Raw genomic sequence first — 17,236 nt, forward strand, 5'->3', positions numbered from 1 at the left:
GGAGACGACCTCCTGCGAGACCCGCCGGCGATCCGTACCCGCGCTTTCCGGCCCCGCCTCGACATGCGGGCGACCATGGGGCGTCCCGACGCGCCGGACTATGGCGCGCGACGGCGGCGGCGGATGTGGTCGCGGGCCCCGTGAGAAGGCTAAGCTCGTCGCCCGGCAAGTCGCGGAAGGTCGTCCTCGTGCAGCGTCCCGATGAGCGGGCTTCCAGCAGCGCACTGGAGCCTGAGCATTTCTTCGAACTGTGGGACCGCCTCGAAAGCGGCGCCGGGCCAGGTGGCGATGCGGGGCCCGAGGCGGGAACGGCGCTCGAGGCGCTGCGCCGGATGGACGAAGCGCCCCTCGCCTGCCGGACGCTGGCGCCCGGATGGGGCCTGGCCGTGGCGGCCTTCCAGGGTGAACGGCCGATCTGGACCGGCCAGGCCTGGCGCGACCTGTTCGGCGAGGCGGACCCGGACCTGCCGCGCACCGCGCTGCGGCCACCCAGGGCCTCGATCGCCTATGCGTCGCTTTCCGACCGGCAGGGCCAGCCCGTCCTGTGCGCCTTCGCCCACCAGACGGTCGCGGCGGCGTGGCCGGTGGCGCAGGCCTGGCGCGACGCGGGCGGCGGATCGGGAGCCGGGGTGGTGCTGGCGATGGCCTTCGCGCCGACCCGAATGGCCGGATTCGCGGATTTCGCCGCCCGGGCCCACGGCCTGAGCGCCGCTGAGCACGACCTGCTGGCCCAGCTCGTCGCGTCTCACGACCTGGACACCGCCGCCGCGCGCCTGGGCCTGTCCGAGCCGGCCGCCCGCAAGCGGGTGCGCGCCCTGCTGCGTCGAACGGGCGCCCCGCGCCGCGGCGCCCTGCTGGCGCGGCTGACGCGGCTGGTGGCGGACGAGAGCGTCTGCGACTGGGCGCGCAACGTCGGACTGCGGCGCGCCCTCGGCCTTTCGACGGCCGAGATGCGCCTGGCCCACGTCCTGGCCGAAGGCTGCACCCTGCCGCAGGCCGCGTCCCGGCTCGGCTTGAGTCCCCACACCGTGCGCGACCAGGCCCGGTCGCTGCTGGCGCGAACCGGCCTGTTGCGCGTTGCCGACCTTCCCCGGCACCTGGCCGAAGCGCGGGCGCTCGTCGCCTTCGCCGAGGCGGACGAGACCGGCCATTCGGATCGGGAGGGCCTGCTGGGCGTCACCCGCATCCTCCAGCACGCCGGCCGCCAGGTGGCGGCCGCCGACTTCGGCCCGCCGCACGGCGAACCGGTGCTGTTCGTTCACGGCGGCATGGGATCGCGGCGGGTGGCGTGGCGGCTCCGCGACGCGTTGCAGCAGCGCGGCCTGAGGCCGATCGGCCTGGATCGCCCCGGCTTCGGCCTGACCGACGTCTTCGCCGGGCGCGGCGATCCCTTCGAGGCGGCGGCCCGCGACATGGCGCGCGTGCTCGACGACATGGGGCTCGAACGCGTGCGGGTGCTGTCGCGGGATGGCGGCGCGCCCGCCGCGCTGGCCTTCGCCGCGCTCTATCCGCAGCGCGTCCTTTCGGGCCTGCTGATCTCGCCCCGGCCACCCCGCGCCGTTCCCGCCGGGCCGAAGCTCGTCCGCGACTGGGTCCGGATGGGAACAGAGCGCCCCGGCGCGATCGTCGCCGTGCACGGCCTGCTGAGGCGGCGCGCCGGCGTGCGCCTGACCGAGCTGCTGATGACACGGCTGTTCTCGGGCCATCCGGCGGACGCGGCGCTCATCGCCGACCCCGCGTGGCGGCATGCCGCGGTGGCCGAGCTACTGACCTGTGGCGCCCGAACCGCGGACGGCCTGGGCGCCGAACAGACCGCCTATCCCGCCTGGTCGCCGCCGTCGCTGCCCGGCCCGGCGCCCTGGACGGTCGTGACGGGCGGCCTGGACCCCCTCTGGGCGCGGGCCGACGGCGAGGATCCCTGGCGGCGCCTGCCCGGACTGCGCCATGTCAGACTGGAGACGGGCGGGCGGTTCATCCAGGACACCCATGCCCGCGAGATCGCAGCGCTGATCTGAGACCCACTGGGAGAAGACCCGCCTTGCCTGCGTATGTTGCGGCGCGGAAAAGTTGACGGGGTCGTCATCTTTCGTTGACTTGCCGAGCCTCAGGGACCATCGTTCGAACTGACGCAGAGCGGGCCGTTCAAGGCCCCTACGGAGGATCTCATGGACGACGCTTCGATCGACCTGCACCGCGCGGCCCGCGACGCGGCCTATTCGATGCCGCTCAGCGAGATCAACCCGGCCGACCCCGAGCTGTTCCGCACCGACACCATGTGGCCCTACTTCGAGCGGCTGCGGAAGGAGGACCCGGTCCACTGGGCCGAGTCCGGATTCGACGACGTGGGCGGCTACTGGTCGGTGACCAAGTACAACGACATCATGGCGGTGGACACGAATCACGAGGTGTTCTCGTCCGAGCCCACCATCGTGCTGCCCGACCCCAAGGAAGACTTCACGCTTCCGATGTTCATCGCCATGGACCCGCCGAAGCACGACGTGCAGCGCAAGACGGTGCAGCCCATCGTGGCGCCGCACCACCTGTCGTACCTGGAGCCGATCATCCGCGAGCGCGCAGGCGCGATCCTGGACGACCTGCCCATCGGCGAGACGTTCAACTGGGTCGACAAGGTGTCGATCGAATTGACCACCATGACGCTGGCGACGCTGTTCGACTTCCCCTGGGAGGACCGGCGCAAGCTGACGCGCTGGTCGGACGTGGCCACCGCCTCGCCCGACTCCGGCCTGTTCAGCTCGACCGATCCCGAGATCGCCGAGCAGGAGCGGCGCCAGGAGCTGTTCGAGTGCGTCGACTACTTCATGAACCTCTGGAACGAGCGGGTGAACGCCCCGCCGCAGCCCGACCTGATCTCGATGCTGGCCCATGGCGAGGCCACGCGGAACATGGACCGGATGGAGTACCTCGGGAACCTGATCCTCCTGATCGTGGGCGGCAACGACACCACGCGCAACACCATCACCGGCTCGGTGCTGGCCCTGCACCAGAACCCCGACCAGAACCGCATCCTGCGCGACAACCCGGCCCTGATCCCGGCCATGGTGTCGGAGACGATCCGCTGGCAGACGCCGCTGGCCTACATGCGCCGCACCGCGCTCCAGGACTACGAGCTGGGCGGCAAGACCATCCGGAAGGGCGACAAGCTCGCCATGTGGTACGTCTCGGGCAACCGCGACGAAGAGGTCATCGACCGCCCGAACGACTACTGGATCGAGCGCCCGCGCGTGCGCCAGCACCTGTCGTTCGGCTTCGGCATCCACCGCTGCGTCGGCAACCGCCTGGCCGAGCTCCAGCTCAAGATCATCTGGGAGGAGATCCTCAAGCGGTTCCCGCGGATCGAGGTGGTGGGCCAGCCCCGGCGCGTCCTCTCCTCGTTCGTGAAGGGCTACGAGGACCTGCCGGTGGTTCTGCCGACCCGCAACTGAGGCGCCGACAGGCGTTGACCCGCAGGTCCGACCGCGCTTCCCTCCCGGCCTCAAGTCGGGATGGGAAGGAGACGCCAATGCTGAAGACACTCACCTTCATCGTCGCTTCGGCCAGCCTCGCTTCAGCCAGCCTCGCCGCGGCCGGCCCCGGGCTGGCCGCCGAGACCCGCCTGTCGGCCCATCTGGGCGGCGCCGGATCGCCCGACACGGATGGCGCGGGCCACGCCGGGTTCCGGATCGACAGCGCCAAGAACGAAATCTGCTACGATCTGTCGGTCGAGAAGATCGCGCCGGCGACAATGGCCCATATCCACAAGGGCGCGGCGGGCGCCTCGGGCCCGGTGGTCGTGCCGCTCGCGACGCCCGACGCCGCGGGCAAGGCCAGCGGCTGCGCCACGGCGGGCCAGCCGGTGGTGGCCGATATCCTGGCGAACCCCGGCGGCTACTATGTCAACGTGCACAACGCCGAGCATCCCGGCGGAGCGATCCGGGGCCAGCTCTCGAAATAGGAGGGTTTCGGGGAGCCGGAGGGCCTCAGCGCGCCGCCTTGGCGGGCGGGGCCTTCGGAGCCGGCGCCTTGGGAAGCGGCGCCTTGGGCGCTGGCATGAGCGGCGCGGCGGGCTGGGGCGGAGGGTCCCAGGCGCCCATCAGGCTGATCACCACCTTGGCCACCGACTCGGCCGAGACGACCGAGCCGCCGCCCCCGCCCTCGCAGACCACGCGATACGCCGCGTAGAGGTCGCTGGCTTCGTCCGCAGGCCCCCACTCCGGGTTGGGGTTCACCTTGCTGACCAGCAGCGAACCCGCGCGCGAGAAGGCCGAGAACTCGCGCCAGCGGGTGCGGCCCACGGCGCAGTCGTACTCGCTGAGCGTACGCACATATCCCGGAGTCGGCGGATCGCCGGTCAGGATGTTTCGCTGAACGCGCACCGACCAGGCGCGCCGCACCGCGCTGTCGCCCACCCGCTCGATGCCCTCGGGGTCCATCACCGTCCACGCGTCGGCGGCCGACTGGACGACATAGAACGTACGGGCCTCGGCGGCGCCGGGAGCCAGGAAGCCGCCGGCCACAAGGGCCGCGCCGAGGACGAGGACGCCACGTGCGATCATGGCCGGCAACTTAGACCGCACATCTTAACGGCGCCTACCGCCTTCATCGCGCCCGCGACTCCGCCCCGATTCAACTCGAAGTTGGTTTGTACAAGTCATGATCCGGTGATTGTATACATCCGCTCCGAGTGAACGAGTTCGAGCGGCGTACAGGGACGGGCGGCGATGGAGGCGAAGCGGGCCGGGCATGACGGTCCCAGCAAGAAGTGGCTCGCCCTGGTGTCGGTGGTCGAGCAGCTCTCCGCGGCCGAGGACCTGCAGTCGATCATCGGCATCGTCCGGGACGCGGCCCGCCAGGTCTCGGGCGCCGACGGAGTCACCTTCGTCCTGCGCGATGGCGACCAGTGCCACTACGTGGAGGAGAACGCCATCGGGCCGCTCTGGAAGGGGCGGCGCTTCCCCCTTACCGACTGCATCTCGGGATGGTGCATGCTGAACCGCGAGCCGGCGGTCATTCCGGACATCTACGTCGACCCCCGCATCCCGCACGACGCCTATCGCCCCACATTTGTGAAAAGCCTCATCATGGCGCCGGTTCGCCCCGCGGCGCCGCTGGGCGCCATCGGCTCGTACTGGGCCACGGAACGCGCGTTCACGCCCGCCGACCTGGCCCTGGTCGAGGGTCTGGCGAGAGCCACCACCGCCGCCGTCGAGGCCGTCCTGGCCCGCACCCAGACGCGGCGGAACGAGGCCCGGCTGCGGCTCGCGCTCGACGCCGGCCGGCTGGGCGCCTGGGAACTGGACCTGTCCACCCTGGCGCTCGACGCCTCGACGCGGTGCCGCGAGATCCTGGGATGGCCGGGCGACGCCGCCCTCGACCAGGGCGACCTCCTCCGCGCCATCCACCCCGACGACCTGCTGCGCAGCCAGCGGCTCTTCAATGAGGCGCGCGCGGGGCGGGCGCCGTTCCAGGTCGAAGTCCGCGCCGCCGTCCAGGGTCCGGACGTTCGGGGCGCCGACGTCCGGTGGATCGAGTTGCGCGGCGCGGCGATCCGTGATGCCGAGGACCGGGTGACGCGCATCGCAGGCGTGGTTTCCGACGTCACGGAGGCCAGGCGAGCCCGCGACCGCATCGACGAGCTCCAGGCCTCGCTCCGGCATGCCGGCCGGCTCAGCGAGCTGGGCCGCATGAGCGCGGCGATCGCCCACGAACTGGGGCAACCGCTGACGGCCGCCGGCAACTACCTCACGGCCGCGGCGCTCCAGGCCCAGCGCCCGGACGTTTCGCCGGACGACATCCTCGATCTCACCGGGAGAGCCAAGGCGCAGGTGGAGCGCGCCGGGCAGATCCTGCGACGCATACGGGGCGTGGCGGCGCGGGGCGACACAGAGCCACGGCTGGAGGATATGGGCGCGATGCTGGGCGAGGTGCTGGAACTGGCGCGCCTCGACCCGCGCCATCGGGAAACCGAGCTGCGGCTGGCCGAGGCGGACGACGCGCCGGCGACGGTGCGGGTCGACCGCACCCAGATCCTGCAGGTCGCGCTGAACCTCGTCCGCAATGCGCTCGAGGCCGTGGAGGACAGTCCTGAGCGACGTGTCGACATCACGGTGAGCGCCTCGGCGAACGACGTGGTCGTCCGGGTCGCCGACACCGGACCCGGCCTCGCGCCCGAGGTGCGGGAGAAGCTGTTCGAGCCCTTCACCACCACGAAAGCGGAAGGCCTGGGCATCGGGCTCTCGATCTCGCGCGGCATCATGGAAGCTCACGGCGGCCGCATCTGGACGGAGGACGGCGACGGCGGCGTGTTCTGCTTCTCACTGCCGAAGGCCCGACCTACCTGATCATCGGCAGGACGAGTGTCGCGCCGCCCGTGGCGAGGATGACGGGGACAGGCTGACGGTCGGCCACGGATGGCTCCACCGGTGCGAAGCCGGGCCCCTCGACGGCGTCGGGAAGGACCGCCTGTCGGGCGGCCGCAAGCCCCCCAAGTGCAGTCAGAAGCGCCAGGGCGAGCGCCGGAATGCGCGGGACCGGCCTCATGGAACCCTCGATCGGATGGCGCGACCTGACACGGCGATCAGGCGACGATCCGCCAGGCGAGCTGGATCAGCCCCGCCCAGAGGCCGAGCGAGAGACAGCCGGCGCAGAGAAGTCCGATCCCGCGGGGCAGGCGCGCAGCGCGGGAACGCGGCCGGCGGGCGAACATGGCGAGGCTACGGGACTGGACCGGGGGCATCAGCACGCGCGCCGTCCGGCGGGGGCCTGATCCAGGGCGTAGACCCCCTGAGGTTCGCAGCGGCCACGCACCGTGGTCCGGTCGATCTCGACGAGGTCCACCACGCCGGCCAGATGGCGGGCGGTCGCCTCGCCGGCCAGGAGCGAACGGCCGTAGGTCTTGCAGAGCTGTTGCAGGCGGGAGGCGACGTTCACGGGATCGCCCAGCACCGAGTAGTCCCAGCGGCGGCGGCTGCCGACGTTGCCGACGACACAGTCGCCGGAGTTCAGGCCCACGCCGATGTCGATCCGCGGCAGGTGGACGTCGCGCCCGGCGACGGCGCGGGCTTCGGCGTCGATGGCCGGCATCCGCTCGATCATGCCGCGCGCAGCGTCAAACGCGCGGCGCGCGTGGTCCGGGTCGGAGTCGGGCGCGCCCCAGAACGCCATGATGCAATCGCCCATGTACTTGTCGAGCACGCCGCCGTGGGCCAGCACGATGTCGGCCAGCGGCTCGAGCACGGCATTGACCACGTCGGCCAGTTGGTCGGGCCGGCCCTTCATCGCCTCGGCGATCCCCGTGAAGCCCCGGATGTCGGCGAACAGGATGGTCACGTCGCGGGTCTCGTGGCCCAGGCTCAGTCCGTCAGGGCTGGCCATCAGGCGGTCGACCAGTTGCGGCGGCACATACTTCGAGAGCGCGTCGCACATGCGCTCGGCCCGCTGGCGCTCGGCCTGGAGCTCGGACAGCATCCGCAGCGTCGCGGCGGACGCCGGCATGGCGACGGGCGGCGTGACGGCCGGCGGCGCGGGGCGTCGCGAAGACCCCGCCCGGCCGCGCCGCGAGGAGTCGAAGCCGCGCCGGGCGGCCGAGCCCCCGCGCGTCGCGGGCTCGGCCCAGGCGGGCCGGATCGCCCAAAGGTTGTCACAATCGATCGCGGACATGACCGTCTCCCTCGTCACGATCGAAAATGGCACGGCTTCTCGGCAGTTAATATTCCGAAGCAACCCCTACGGGAATTCACGGTAGGAAATCCGCTTGTGGCGGCTTGTCGCAGGCGATGCGAACCCATTCATCCCGAAGGACAATACTATTTTGAATTCTTCTGGGGGATTCCAAGAGAATTAATGACCGGTAAATTGAATTCGATTGGACGAATAAGCCTCGCCGGAATGAAGTTATACTTCTTCCCGATGAACCGCAGCGACTGGCCGAGACGCGCTGCACAAGACAACGCCGAACCAAGCCAGCGAGACCGGTCGCGACTTCAAGTTGCAGCATTCGCAGAACCGGGCGTCGGGCTGGAGGCCCGGAAAGACGAAAACCCCCTGCGAGACGGTGATCGTCCCGCAGGGGGTTTGGAGGATGCCGGACCCACGCCGACGTCGGGTCCCATATCGTGGAAGGCTGTGGGGCCCCTCAGCCCAGCAGGGCCATGACTCCGCCGATCAGGCCGGCCCAGAGCGCGACCGAAACACCGGCCCCGGCGAGGAGACCGACTCCGACGGGAAGTGCTCGCCCGCGGGCAGGTGCGGCGTCCGGGGCGAAGCCGGCGGCCTCTCCCGCCGCGATCGAGGCCGGGGGGCTCACGCCGCCACCTTGAACGGAACGACGGCCGCCCCTTCGGCTTCGCGCATCGCCTGATACTCGGCGGTGCTGAGGCGATATCCGAGGCCACGGATGCTCTCGATGGCGTCGTGACCCAGCTTGCCGCGGAGATGATGCACCTTCAGGGCGACGAGCTGGACCTGGCGATCTTCCACATGGTCCTGTCCGGGCATGTGCTCCAGCAGCGCATGTTTGTCGACCGGGTTCGGATAGTGGCTGTAGAGCGCCCCCAGGAGTCCCCGTTCCTGCGGCGTGAGGCCCTTCATCCAGGGGCGGTACGCCGGCGGACGTTCGATCCCGGCCGCAGCCAGGGCGCCCTTCAGGAGTTCGATCATCCGATCCAGGTCGGCGATCAGGTCCTGCTGCTCGGCGATGACCTCGGCGGGTCTCTTGTACACGTTGGCCATGCGCTTAACCGCCGGCGGCCGGCGGCTCCCTGTTTCGAGTTCATCCGGGGTGAGAGGGCGAGCGCCCGTCGTCCCGGCTCCGTCGGACAGGAGAATGCCGTCCGGAAGGGGCGCGCGAAATTCCGGGCGCCTACCATCGTAGATGTACCTACGGGGCTCTCCGCGCGGCGCCGCGCCGCACCGCCGGGCTGCCGCCGCCTACCCGGCCTCGTCGGCGGCCAGGCTCATGCGGACCAGGTCCGACAGGCTGTCGGCCTGCATCTTGACCATCAGGCTGGCGCGATAAGCCTCGACGGTCCGGGGGCTGATCCCCAGCGCGCGGGCGATCTCCTTGTTCGACTGGCCGGCCACGACGCCATCGAAGACATTGCGCTCGCGCGGGGTCAGCGCCTCCAGCCGCCGCCGGCCCTCGGCCCGCCGCGCCGTCTCCTCGGCGCGCTTGGAGACGCGCCCCAGAGCCGCGGTGACGGCGGCGAACAACGCATCGCTGCTCACGGGCTTCTCGAGGAAATCCGAGGCGCCGCGCTTCAGCGCCTCGACCGCCATCGGCACGTCGGCCTGCCCGGTGAGCACGATGACAGGACAGGCGTCCAACCGGCCCGCCATCCGCTCGAGCAACTCCAGGCCGGTCATCTCGGGCATGTTGACGTCGGTCACCACGCAAGCCTGCGCGCCATCGCCGACCTGCTCGAGGAAGGACAGGGCCGACGCGAAGGTGCGGACCGCCACGCCGCGCACGCCGAGCGACATCGCGAGCGAGTCGCGCACGCCGTCGTCGTCATCGATCACGTGGACGACGGGGGTCATCGCCGGCCCGCTCGGGCGGCGGACGACGCAACGCTTACATGAGGCCCACGAAGGCCCTCGGGACGCTGGTACACGGCACTCTCCCCGATCCGGCGGATCCCAGTTCGGACAAGCGCGAGAGTTTCACATCCAATGGCTGTAGAAAAGCCCGTTGCGCCCTCGAATTGCCAAACGAGACGGAGCGGCGACGACGCTACCGTATTCGCCCGAGGGTGAAATCCACCGAGGTTCGCGGCAGGTTCCCACGCCCTTGCATCGGCCCCGTGAAGGCCCGGACGCCCCGCACACCACATGACTTCCGCCGATCAAGAACTGGTCCATATCGTCGATGACGACGAGGCGGTCCGGGATTCGCTGGCCATCCTTCTGCGCACGCACGGCTATCGCGTGGCCACGCACGCCTCGTCACGCACCTTCGCGCAGACCGCGGCCGATCTCGAGCTCGGCTGCATCGTGACCGATGTCCAGATGCCCGACATGGACGGCCTGGAGATGTTGCAGGCCCTGCTGGACGCCGGCGTGACCTGGCCCGCCGTGGTCATCACCGGACGTGGCGCACCCCATATCGCGGAGGCCGCCGCGCGCCTGGGGGCGATCTTCGTCGAGAAGCCGTTCAGCCTGGAACAGATCGTCGCGGCCCTCTCCCGCGCGCGGGACGCCTAGCGACGCTCAGGACCCGCCGGCGGACGTCTCGGCCGGTCGGAGGCCAAAGCGGAAGATCGCCCCGCCGACGGGGTTGGGATCGGCCGAGATCCGGCCGCCGTGCGCTTCGACGATGGTGCGCGACATCGCCAGGCCGACGCCCATGCCCTCGGCCTTGTCCGTGGCGAAGGGCTGGAACAGCTTCTCGTGCATGGCGGGCGAGACGCCGGGTCCCCGGTCCGCGACGTAGCATTCGACCAGCCCGTCCGCAGCCAGCTTGCTGCCGATACGCAGTTCGCGATGCGGCGAGCCGGCCATCGCCTCGGCGGCGTTCCGGACGAGGTTGACCATCACCTGCTGGATCTGGATGCGGTCGGCCATGACCCGGTCGGCCTCGCGATGGAACGCATAGCGCACGGCGATGGGCTCGCGCGCCGAAGAGGGCAAGGCGATTTCGGCGGCCTCCTCGAACATGGCGCTCAAGGACTCCGGCGCCATTTGCAGGTCCTGCCCCGCGAGGCGGCGGCGGATGCCGCTGATGATTCCCCGCGACCGCTCGGTCTGCCCGACGATCTTGTCGAGCAGCCCGGCGATATCCTCGGCCGCCGTGGGATTGTTGCGGGCCAGATACTGAGCCGCCCCGGCGTAGTTCGAGATCGCGGTCAGAGGCTGGTTGAGTTCATGCGCCAGGGCGCCGGCCAGTTCGCCCATGGCGTTCAACCGCCCCGTCCGGTTCAGGCGCTCAGTCATGTCGGCGAGCAGCCGCTGGTCGGCCTGCCGGCGGCGTTTCATGCGGTGGTAGATCTCGGCCGGGACGATGAGGATCAGCGAGAAGAGCGCATAGAAGGCCAGGCCGGTGAAGCCGATGCCGGACTTGCCGCCCGACACCAGAATGTACTGCCCGATGGCGAGGCCGACAGCGCTGGCGACGGTCGCAGGCCCGAAGCCGCCGATCCAGGCCGCGACGAGCACGCCCAGCCAGACGAGGGCGAACGGCATCTCGCCGTCCGGCACGCCCGTGAACGCCAGGCGGAGCGAGATGATCAAGACACCCAGGACGGTGGCGACCACCTCCCGGGGGAGCCAGCGGAACACACGCATGACCGAGGTCACTTCGACCAGCCTCCCCTCCCCAGCGCGAAACACCCGCGGGACCCCGAGCATTTCACATCCTGCAGATGCAGAGAAGAGGTTGAACTAGATCACTGGTTGCACTCTTCGTTCGAACGCCCGTCCAGCAGCCGCATCGTCGCCTGGGCCACGGCCCGCTCCTCGTCCGTGGGGATGACCAGGACCTCGACCTTCGACGTCGCCGCCCCGATCGCCCCCGCGCCCTCGGCGTTGCGCGCGGGATCGATGGCCGCACCGAGCCAGCCGGCCGCCGCACAGATCCGGGCCCGGATGTCGGGCGCGTTCTCGCCGATACCAGCGGTGAACACGAGCGTGTCGAGTCCGCCCAGCGCGGCGGCCAGCGAACCGATCTGGCGCGACACCCTGTAGATGAAGAGGTCGATCGCCTCGGCCGCCTCGGGGGCCGGCGAAGCCGAGAGCGTCAGCATGTCGCCGGACAGGCCCGAGACACCCAGGAGCCCGGACTCCTGGTAGAGCATCCTGGTCACCTGATCCGCCGACATCCCGCGATCCTGGATCAGGTGGAGGATGACGCCCGGGTCCAGCGAGCCGCTGCGGGTGCTCATGACCAGACCCTCCAGGGCCGAGAAGCCCATGGTGGTGGCGACGCTCTGGCCTTCCCGCATGGCGCAGAGGCTGGCGCCGCTGCCCAGGTGGGCGACGATCGCCCGGCCGCCGGCCGTCGCCGGATCGCGGTCGCGGAGCACTCCGGCGACGTATTCGTAGGACAGCCCGTGGAAGCCGTAGGCCAGGACGCCATCGTCGGCCAGGGCGCGCGGCAGGCCGTAGAGGCGCTCCAGCCTGGGGCGGCCGGCATGGAAGGCGGTGTCGAAGCATCCCACCTGGAGCACGTCGGGAAGGCGTCGCGCCGCCGCCTCGACGATGTCGAGATTGTAGGGCTGGTGCAGGGGGGCGAGCGGCGTGAGGCGGCGGAGATCGGCCAGCACCTCGCCGTCCAGCCGGCAGGCGCTGTCATATGTCCGGCCCCCGTGGACGATCCGGTGGCCGACGGCCGCCAGGCCGGCCAGATGGCCGCCTTCGTCCAGGGCGTCGAACACGATCTCTGCGGCGGCTGTCGCCGGTAGGGGTCCGGGTAGCGCGCGGTCGGCCTGGACCGCCTCGCCGACCCGGATGCGGAGCCGCGCCTCGGAGCCGCCCAGGCGGGCGGCCGCGCCTTTCAGCCGGAGCGGGGCGCCAGGCCCGGCGCCGTACAACGCGAACTTGAGGCTGGACGAGCCGGCGTTCAGGACCAGGACACCGCTCACCGGGCGGGCTTCGACCGCTGGCGCTGCGCCACCAGCATGGCGGCCGCGCACGACGCCAGGCGCGACAGGCGGCCGTCGGCGCGGCTGGTGAGCATGATCGGCACGCGGGCGCCCATCACCAGCCCGGCCGACTGGGCGTTGGCGAGGTAGGCGAGTTGCTTGGCCATCATGTTGCCCGCCTCGAGGTCGGGCGCGATGAGGATGTCGGCCCGCCCGGCGACCTCCGAGACGATGCCCTTGGTCCGCGCCGCCTCCTCCGAGATGGCGTTGTCGAAGGCCAGCGGGCCGTCCACGAGCCCGCCCACGATCTGGCCCCGGCCGGCCATCTTGGCGAGGGCCGCGGCGTCGATGGTCGCCGGCATGCCGGGATGCACCGTCTCGACCGCGGCCAGCACCGCCACGCGCGGCTGCTCGACGCCCAGGGCCAACGCACAATCGATGGCGTTCTGGACGATGTCCTTCTTGATGGCGAGGTCGGGGGCAATGTTGATGGCCGCGTCGCTGACGAACAGCGGGCGCGGATAGGTGGGCACGTCCAGGATGAAGACGTGACTCATCCGGCGGTCGGTCCTCAGGCCGTTCTGGGGGTGGACCGCGGCCTCCAGCAGTTCGTCTGTGTGGAGGCTGCCCTTCATCAGGGCCGCCACCTCGCCGGCGCGCGCCAGGCGGCAGGCCTCGGCGGCGGCGGCGTGGCTGTGCTCCACGTCCACGATCCGGGCGTCGCCCACGTCCTCTCCGGCTTCGTCGGCGGCGGCCAGGATCCTGGCCTTGGGCCCCACGAGGACCGGCGAGATGAGGCCCAGCCGCGCCGCCTCCAGCGCGCCGGAGAGCGAGACGGGGTCGCAGGGATGGACGACCGCGGTCGGCGCGGCCGTACGGGCCCGGCCCAGCGCCAGCAGGCGTTCGAGCTGGGAATCGGGCTCGGTCGCCCGGGGAACGGCTCCGGCCACAGGCGCGCCGCTCACGTCAGTTCCTCGAACCACCGGAGACGCCGCATCGCGGCCTTCTCGACCTCCAGCAGGAGCATGAGCCCGACGCCCACGGCGATGATGAGGGCCCCGTCCGCGAGGCTCAGGGGGCGGGTGTCGAATATGGCCTGCATGAAGGGAGCATAGGTGAACAGGAGCTGCGCCGCGACCAGGACGACGATGGCGAGGTTGACCGCCGGGGTCCCCAGCGCGCCGCGCCAGCTCAGCGAGCCCGAGCGCAGGTAGCGCACGTTGAACAGGTAGAAGATCTCGCCGACAACGAACATGTTCACGACCATCGTCCGCGCCGTCTCCAGACTGTCGCCCCGGCCCAGCGCATGGAAGAAGATCCCCAGGGCCGCGGCGGCGAGCAGCGCCGAGACCAGGACCACCCGCCACAGCAGGAACGGCGACAGCAAGGGCGCGTCGGGCGCGCGGGGCGGCCGCTGCATGACGCCGGACTCCGGGGGCTCGAAGGCCAGCACCAGCCCCAGGGTCGCGCCGAGGACCAGGTTCACCCAGAGGATCTGCGTGGCCGACATCGGCAGGGCGAAGCCCGCCAGGATCGCCAGAACCACGGCGACCGTCTCGCCCCCGTTGGTCGGGATCGTCCACGAGATCACCTTGCGGATGTTGTCGTGGACGGTGCGGCCCTCGCGGACGGCGGCGACGATCGAGGCGAAGTTGTCGTCCAGCAGGACCATCTCGGCCGCCTGCTTCGACGTCTCGGCGCCCTTGATCCCCATGGCGGCGCCGACGTCCGCCTGCTTGAGGGACGGGGCGTCGTTCACCCCGTCGCCCGTCATGGCCACGATGCGGCCGTTGGCCTGGAGCGCGCGCACGATCCTGAGCTTGTTCTCGGGGCTGGCGCGGGCGAACACCGACACCTCCTCGACGGTCGTGCGCAGTTCGTCGTCGGACAGCGCGTCGACCTCGACGCCCGTCGCCACCTTCGGATCGTCGGCGATGTCGAGCTGGCGGGCGATGGCCGCCGCCGTGCCGGCGTGGTCGCCGGTGATCATCTTCACCGCCACGCGGGCGGCCCGGCACTCGGCGATGGCGGCCTTGGCCTCGGCCCGCGGCGGATCGATGAAGCCGACCAGGCCCAGCAACTCCACGCCCGCCTCGAGGTCGGCGAAGTCCAGCGCCTCGGTTCCCGGCGGCAGGACCTTCGTGCCGAACGCCAGGACGCGCTCGCCCTGGGCCGCCGCCTCGTCGATGCGGGCGTTCCAGTCCGGGGTGGCGGCCGACGGCCTGGCGCGCGCGAGCAGCGCCTCTGCGGCGCCCTTCACGAACACCACCGACTCGCCCTCCGGGCTGCGGTGCAGGGTGGCCATGAACCGGTAGGCCGCATCGAAGGGGATGGCGTCGATTCGCGGCCATTCCGAGCGCACGTGGCCTGGATCCAGCCCGGCCTTGAGCGCGAGCGCGACCAGCGCGCCTTCCATCGGATCGCCCATGACCTGCCAGCCCGCCTCGGCCTGGAGCAGGTCGGCGTCGTTACACAGGAGGCCGCAGCGGAGCACGCCGGCGCAGGCTGCGACCGCGGCGACGTCGTCGGCGCCCGAGGCGGACCGCAGGGCGCCCTGCGGCGCATACCCCGCCCCTTCCGCCAGGACCGCGTGCGCCGGCGTCATGACCCGACGGGCGGTCATCTCGTTGCGGGTGAGCGTTCCGGTCTTGTCGGTGCAGATGACCGAGGTGGCGCCCAGGGTCTCCACGGCCGGCAGCTTGCGGATGACCGCGTTGCGCGCCGCCATCCGCCGCACGCCGATCGCCAGGGTGATGGTGATGACCGCGGGAAGGCCTTCCGGCACGACGCCCACGGCCAGGGCGACCACGGCGATCAGCGCCTCGACCCAGTCGTAGCCGCGCGCCAGCACGGCGAAGGCGAACAGCACCACCCCGCCCAGGAAGACGAAGCCCGTGAACCGCCGGGCGAAGGCGTCGATCTGGCGCAGCAGCGGCGTGCTGAGCGACGTCACCCCCTGCAGCATCGAACTGATGCGCCCGATCTGGGTGGCGACCCCTGTCTCGACCACCACGCCCGCGCCCTGGCCGGCCGCCACGAGGCAGCCCGAGTAGGCCATGCTGCTCCGCTCGGCGAGGGGCGCGGCCGGCGCAACCGGCGCCTCGTGCTTTTCGGCCGCGAGGGATTCCCCCGTCAGCAGCGCCTCGTCGATCAGCAGGCGGCGGGCGCGGATCAGCCGCAGGTCCGCAGGCACCCGGTCGCCGGCCTCCAGCAGCACGATGTCGCCGCGCACCAGTTCGCGGACGGGCAGTTGCAGCCGCCGCCCTCCGCGCACGACGGCGGCCTCAGGCGCGATCAGGTCGCCGATGGCGTCCAGGGCCCGCTCGGCCCGCCCTTCCTGGATGAACCCGACGATGGCGTTGACGATCACGACGGCCGCGATCACCGCCGCATCGACCGCGTGGCCCAGGACCGCCGCCGCCAGCGCCGCCGTCAGCAGGAAGTAGATCAGGACGTTGTTGAACTGGGCCAGGAAGCGCCGCAGCGCCGAACGGCCCCTGGCCTTCGGCAGCTCGTTGGGCCCCTGGACCTGGAGGCGCCGCGCCGCTTCCTCGCCGCCCAGGCCGTCGGGATGTCCGTCCAGCGCCGCGAGGACGTCCTCGATGGGAAGCTGGTGCCAGGACGCAGACTCGGGAGCGGCCATCGACGGGCGTCCTCCAGGATCGACAGGGAGAGGGAAATGCGACGTTCACCGCACCGAGCGGGGATCGCGGACCAGCAGGACGTCGCCCGGCGCGACCTCGAGGATACGCTTCGCCGTACTGCCGATCAGCGCCTCGAACACGGCGCTGCGACCGTGACTGCCCAGCACGACGAGATCGACCGGGCGGTCGCGCATGTAGGCGCCGATCAGGGCCTCGGGGCGCCCATGCTCCACCAAGACCCGGAGCCGCCGGCGTTGTTCCGGCGAGAGGGACGAGCCGGCGACGAACGCGTCGCTCGCCTTCTGCTCCATGCCGCGGATCTGGTTGCCGAAATCGTCGCTGTCGAGGTGGAGGGCGAAGGGCGTCTCATAGGCGTGGAGAAGGGTCAGGGGCGACTGCGGGAAGAATGCTGACGCCGCGTCCAGCGCGTGCCGCGAGGAGTCCGAGAAATCGGTGGCCACCAGGATCTCGCCATAGGGCCGCACCCGGTTCTGGACCACCAGGACCGGGACCCGCGTGCGGCGGACGAGCCGCTCCACGGTGGCGCCCAGGAAGAACCGGCCGAACGTCTCGTTGCGCGCCACGCCGGTGACGATCAGATCCGCACCGGTCTCGGACGCGACCGCATCGATGGCCTCGGCGACGGGGCCATCCTCCACGCGCACCTCGAGCGCCGGCAGATCGGCGCCCAGATCGCGGCGGATCTGGGCCGCGATCGCCAACCCCCGGTCGGGCGGACGACGCCAGGACGGCAGATCCTCCAGGCGCCGTTCGGTCAGGACATCCGGCGCGGTGTCGAGGACGTGGAGCGCCACGACAGGGCATCCCCACATCCCGGCCAGTTGGGCGACGCGGTCCAGGGCCCGGTCGCACCGGCTGCTCAGATCCGTCGCGAGGAGGATCTTTCTGGGAGGCCCCTGCCTCCAGGTCGGCTCGGACATGCTCTCACCCACGCTTCACTCCATTCAAAGATTTCCTTGCCGGCGGACGCGGACACGGGAGGGGTAACGCACGAAAGAT

Annotated in this window: 17 protein-coding genes; 5 read left to right on the forward strand and 12 right to left on the reverse strand. The window is 71.1% G+C overall.

The features are described from left to right. Nucleotides 1-188: 188 nt before the first annotated feature. The 3 genes from WG212_RS06485 to WG212_RS06495 all read left to right on the forward strand — a co-directional run bounded on the left by WG212_RS06485 (nt 189) and on the right by WG212_RS06495 (nt 3,952). The gene (locus tag WG212_RS06485) at nt 189-2,015 is read left to right on the forward strand and encodes an alpha/beta fold hydrolase (protein ID WP_337186262.1); all 1,827 of its coding nucleotides are present in this window, start codon (nt 189-191) and stop codon (nt 2,013-2,015) included. Between the two features lie 150 nt (nt 2,016-2,165). Then, the gene (locus WG212_RS06490) at nt 2,166-3,443 is read left to right on the forward strand and encodes a cytochrome P450 (protein ID WP_337186263.1); all 1,278 of its coding nucleotides are present in this window, start codon (nt 2,166-2,168) and stop codon (nt 3,441-3,443) included. A 77-nt stretch (nt 3,444-3,520) separates the two neighbouring features. Beyond that, a complete protein-coding gene (locus WG212_RS06495; protein ID WP_337186264.1) occupies nt 3,521-3,952 on the forward strand; it encodes a CHRD domain-containing protein in 432 nt (143 codons plus the stop codon). Between the two features lie 25 nt (nt 3,953-3,977). Here the strand turns inward: WG212_RS06495 and WG212_RS06500 are convergent, their stop codons facing one another. Beyond that, entirely contained in the window at nt 3,978-4,553 is a 576-nt protein-coding gene (locus tag WG212_RS06500; protein WP_337186265.1) for a surface-adhesin E family protein, read from the reverse strand. A 165-nt stretch (nt 4,554-4,718) separates the two neighbouring features. Between WG212_RS06500 and WG212_RS06505 the strand changes: the two genes are divergently transcribed. Further along, a complete protein-coding gene (locus WG212_RS06505; protein WP_337186266.1) occupies nt 4,719-6,338 on the forward strand; it encodes an ATP-binding protein in 1,620 nt (539 codons plus the stop codon). Here the strand turns inward: WG212_RS06505 and WG212_RS06510 are convergent. The 6 genes from WG212_RS06510 to WG212_RS06535 all read right to left on the reverse strand — a co-directional run bounded on the left by WG212_RS06510 (nt 6,331) and on the right by WG212_RS06535 (nt 9,534). Then, nucleotides 6,331-6,537, reverse strand: a complete 207-nt coding sequence (locus WG212_RS06510) for a hypothetical protein (protein WP_337186267.1) — start codon at nt 6,535-6,537, stop codon at nt 6,331-6,333. The two genes, WG212_RS06505 and WG212_RS06510, sit on opposite strands and share 8 nt — an antisense overlap. A 37-nt stretch (nt 6,538-6,574) precedes the next feature. Then, nucleotides 6,575-6,739 carry a hypothetical protein gene (locus tag WG212_RS06515; protein ID WP_337186268.1) on the reverse strand — a complete coding sequence of 55 codons (165 nt, stop codon included), beginning with the start codon at nt 6,737-6,739 and terminating at the stop codon, nt 6,575-6,577. Then, complete coding sequence (locus tag WG212_RS06520; protein WP_337186269.1) at nt 6,733-7,656, reverse strand: adenylate/guanylate cyclase domain-containing protein; 924 nt, start codon at nt 7,654-7,656, stop codon at nt 6,733-6,735. Before WG212_RS06520 ends, WG212_RS06515 begins: the two co-directional genes overlap by 7 nt. A gap of 475 nt (nt 7,657-8,131) precedes the next feature. Beyond that, the gene (locus WG212_RS06525; protein WP_337186270.1) at nt 8,132-8,302 is read right to left on the reverse strand and encodes a hypothetical protein; all 171 of its coding nucleotides are present in this window, start codon (nt 8,300-8,302) and stop codon (nt 8,132-8,134) included. After that, nucleotides 8,299-8,718: a winged helix-turn-helix domain-containing protein gene (locus tag WG212_RS06530; protein ID WP_337186271.1), complete on the reverse strand. Its 420-nt coding sequence runs from the start codon at nt 8,716-8,718 to the stop codon at nt 8,299-8,301. Before WG212_RS06530 ends, WG212_RS06525 begins: the two co-directional genes overlap by 4 nt. A 207-nt stretch (nt 8,719-8,925) precedes the next feature. Further along, the gene (locus WG212_RS06535; RefSeq protein WP_337186272.1) at nt 8,926-9,534 is read right to left on the reverse strand and encodes a response regulator; all 609 of its coding nucleotides are present in this window, start codon (nt 9,532-9,534) and stop codon (nt 8,926-8,928) included. A gap of 291 nt (nt 9,535-9,825) precedes the next feature. On the opposite strand from WG212_RS06535, the gene WG212_RS06540 reads away from it, so the two are divergent. Further along, nucleotides 9,826-10,197, forward strand: coding sequence for a response regulator (locus WG212_RS06540; RefSeq protein ID WP_337186273.1), 372 nt, complete (start codon nt 9,826-9,828; stop codon nt 10,195-10,197). Nucleotides 10,198-10,203: 6 nt separating this feature from the next. Here WG212_RS06540 and WG212_RS06545 read toward each other — a convergent pair whose 3' ends face one another. The 5 genes from WG212_RS06545 to WG212_RS06565 all read right to left on the reverse strand — a co-directional run bounded on the left by WG212_RS06545 (nt 10,204) and on the right by WG212_RS06565 (nt 17,157). Continuing rightward, nucleotides 10,204-11,289: an ATP-binding protein gene (locus WG212_RS06545; protein WP_337186274.1), complete on the reverse strand. Its 1,086-nt coding sequence runs from the start codon at nt 11,287-11,289 to the stop codon at nt 10,204-10,206. An 89-nt stretch (nt 11,290-11,378) separates the two neighbouring features. After that, nucleotides 11,379-12,572 (reverse strand): acetate/propionate family kinase, encoded by a 1,194-nt coding sequence (locus tag WG212_RS06550; RefSeq protein ID WP_337186275.1) that lies wholly within the window; start codon nt 12,570-12,572, stop codon nt 11,379-11,381. After that, nucleotides 12,569-13,537: a bifunctional enoyl-CoA hydratase/phosphate acetyltransferase gene (locus tag WG212_RS06555; RefSeq protein WP_337186276.1), complete on the reverse strand. Its 969-nt coding sequence runs from the start codon at nt 13,535-13,537 to the stop codon at nt 12,569-12,571. The genes WG212_RS06550 and WG212_RS06555 overlap by 4 nt, the downstream gene beginning before the upstream one ends. Then, entirely contained in the window at nt 13,534-16,215 is a 2,682-nt protein-coding gene (locus tag WG212_RS06560; protein ID WP_337186277.1) for an HAD-IC family P-type ATPase, read from the reverse strand. Before WG212_RS06560 ends, WG212_RS06555 begins: the two co-directional genes overlap by 4 nt. Nucleotides 16,216-16,260: 45 nt before the next feature. Further along, a complete protein-coding gene (locus WG212_RS06565; protein ID WP_337186278.1) occupies nt 16,261-17,157 on the reverse strand; it encodes a universal stress protein in 897 nt (298 codons plus the stop codon). Between the last annotated feature and the right edge of the window lie 79 nt (nt 17,158-17,236).

Source organism: Phenylobacterium sp. (assembly GCF_037189685.1).
Classification (GTDB): domain Bacteria; phylum Pseudomonadota; class Alphaproteobacteria; order Caulobacterales; family Caulobacteraceae; genus Phenylobacterium.

What these genes read in the sequence shown, in the direction of transcription:
- WG212_RS06490 (WP_337186263.1), top strand. Translation starts at nt 2,166, where the DNA reads ATGGACGACGCTTCGATCGACCTGCACCGCGCGGCCCGCGACGCGGCC.
- WG212_RS06495 (WP_337186264.1), top strand. Translation starts at nt 3,521, where the DNA reads ATGCTGAAGACACTCACCTTCATCGTCGCTTCGGCCAGCCTCGCTTCA.
- WG212_RS06500 (WP_337186265.1), bottom strand. Translation starts at nt 4,553, where the DNA reads ATGATCGCACGTGGCGTCCTCGTCCTCGGCGCGGCCCTTGTGGCCGGC.
- WG212_RS06505 (WP_337186266.1), top strand. Translation starts at nt 4,719, where the DNA reads ATGGAGGCGAAGCGGGCCGGGCATGACGGTCCCAGCAAGAAGTGGCTC.
- WG212_RS06510 (WP_337186267.1), bottom strand. Translation starts at nt 6,537, where the DNA reads ATGAGGCCGGTCCCGCGCATTCCGGCGCTCGCCCTGGCGCTTCTGACT.
- WG212_RS06520 (WP_337186269.1), bottom strand. Translation starts at nt 7,656, where the DNA reads ATGTCCGCGATCGATTGTGACAACCTTTGGGCGATCCGGCCCGCCTGG.
- WG212_RS06535 (WP_337186272.1), bottom strand. Translation starts at nt 9,534, where the DNA reads ATGACCCCCGTCGTCCACGTGATCGATGACGACGACGGCGTGCGCGAC.
- WG212_RS06540 (WP_337186273.1), top strand. Translation starts at nt 9,826, where the DNA reads ATGACTTCCGCCGATCAAGAACTGGTCCATATCGTCGATGACGACGAG.
- WG212_RS06560 (WP_337186277.1), bottom strand. Translation starts at nt 16,215, where the DNA reads ATGGCCGCTCCCGAGTCTGCGTCCTGGCACCAGCTTCCCATCGAGGAC.
- WG212_RS06565 (WP_337186278.1), bottom strand. Translation starts at nt 17,157, where the DNA reads ATGTCCGAGCCGACCTGGAGGCAGGGGCCTCCCAGAAAGATCCTCCTC.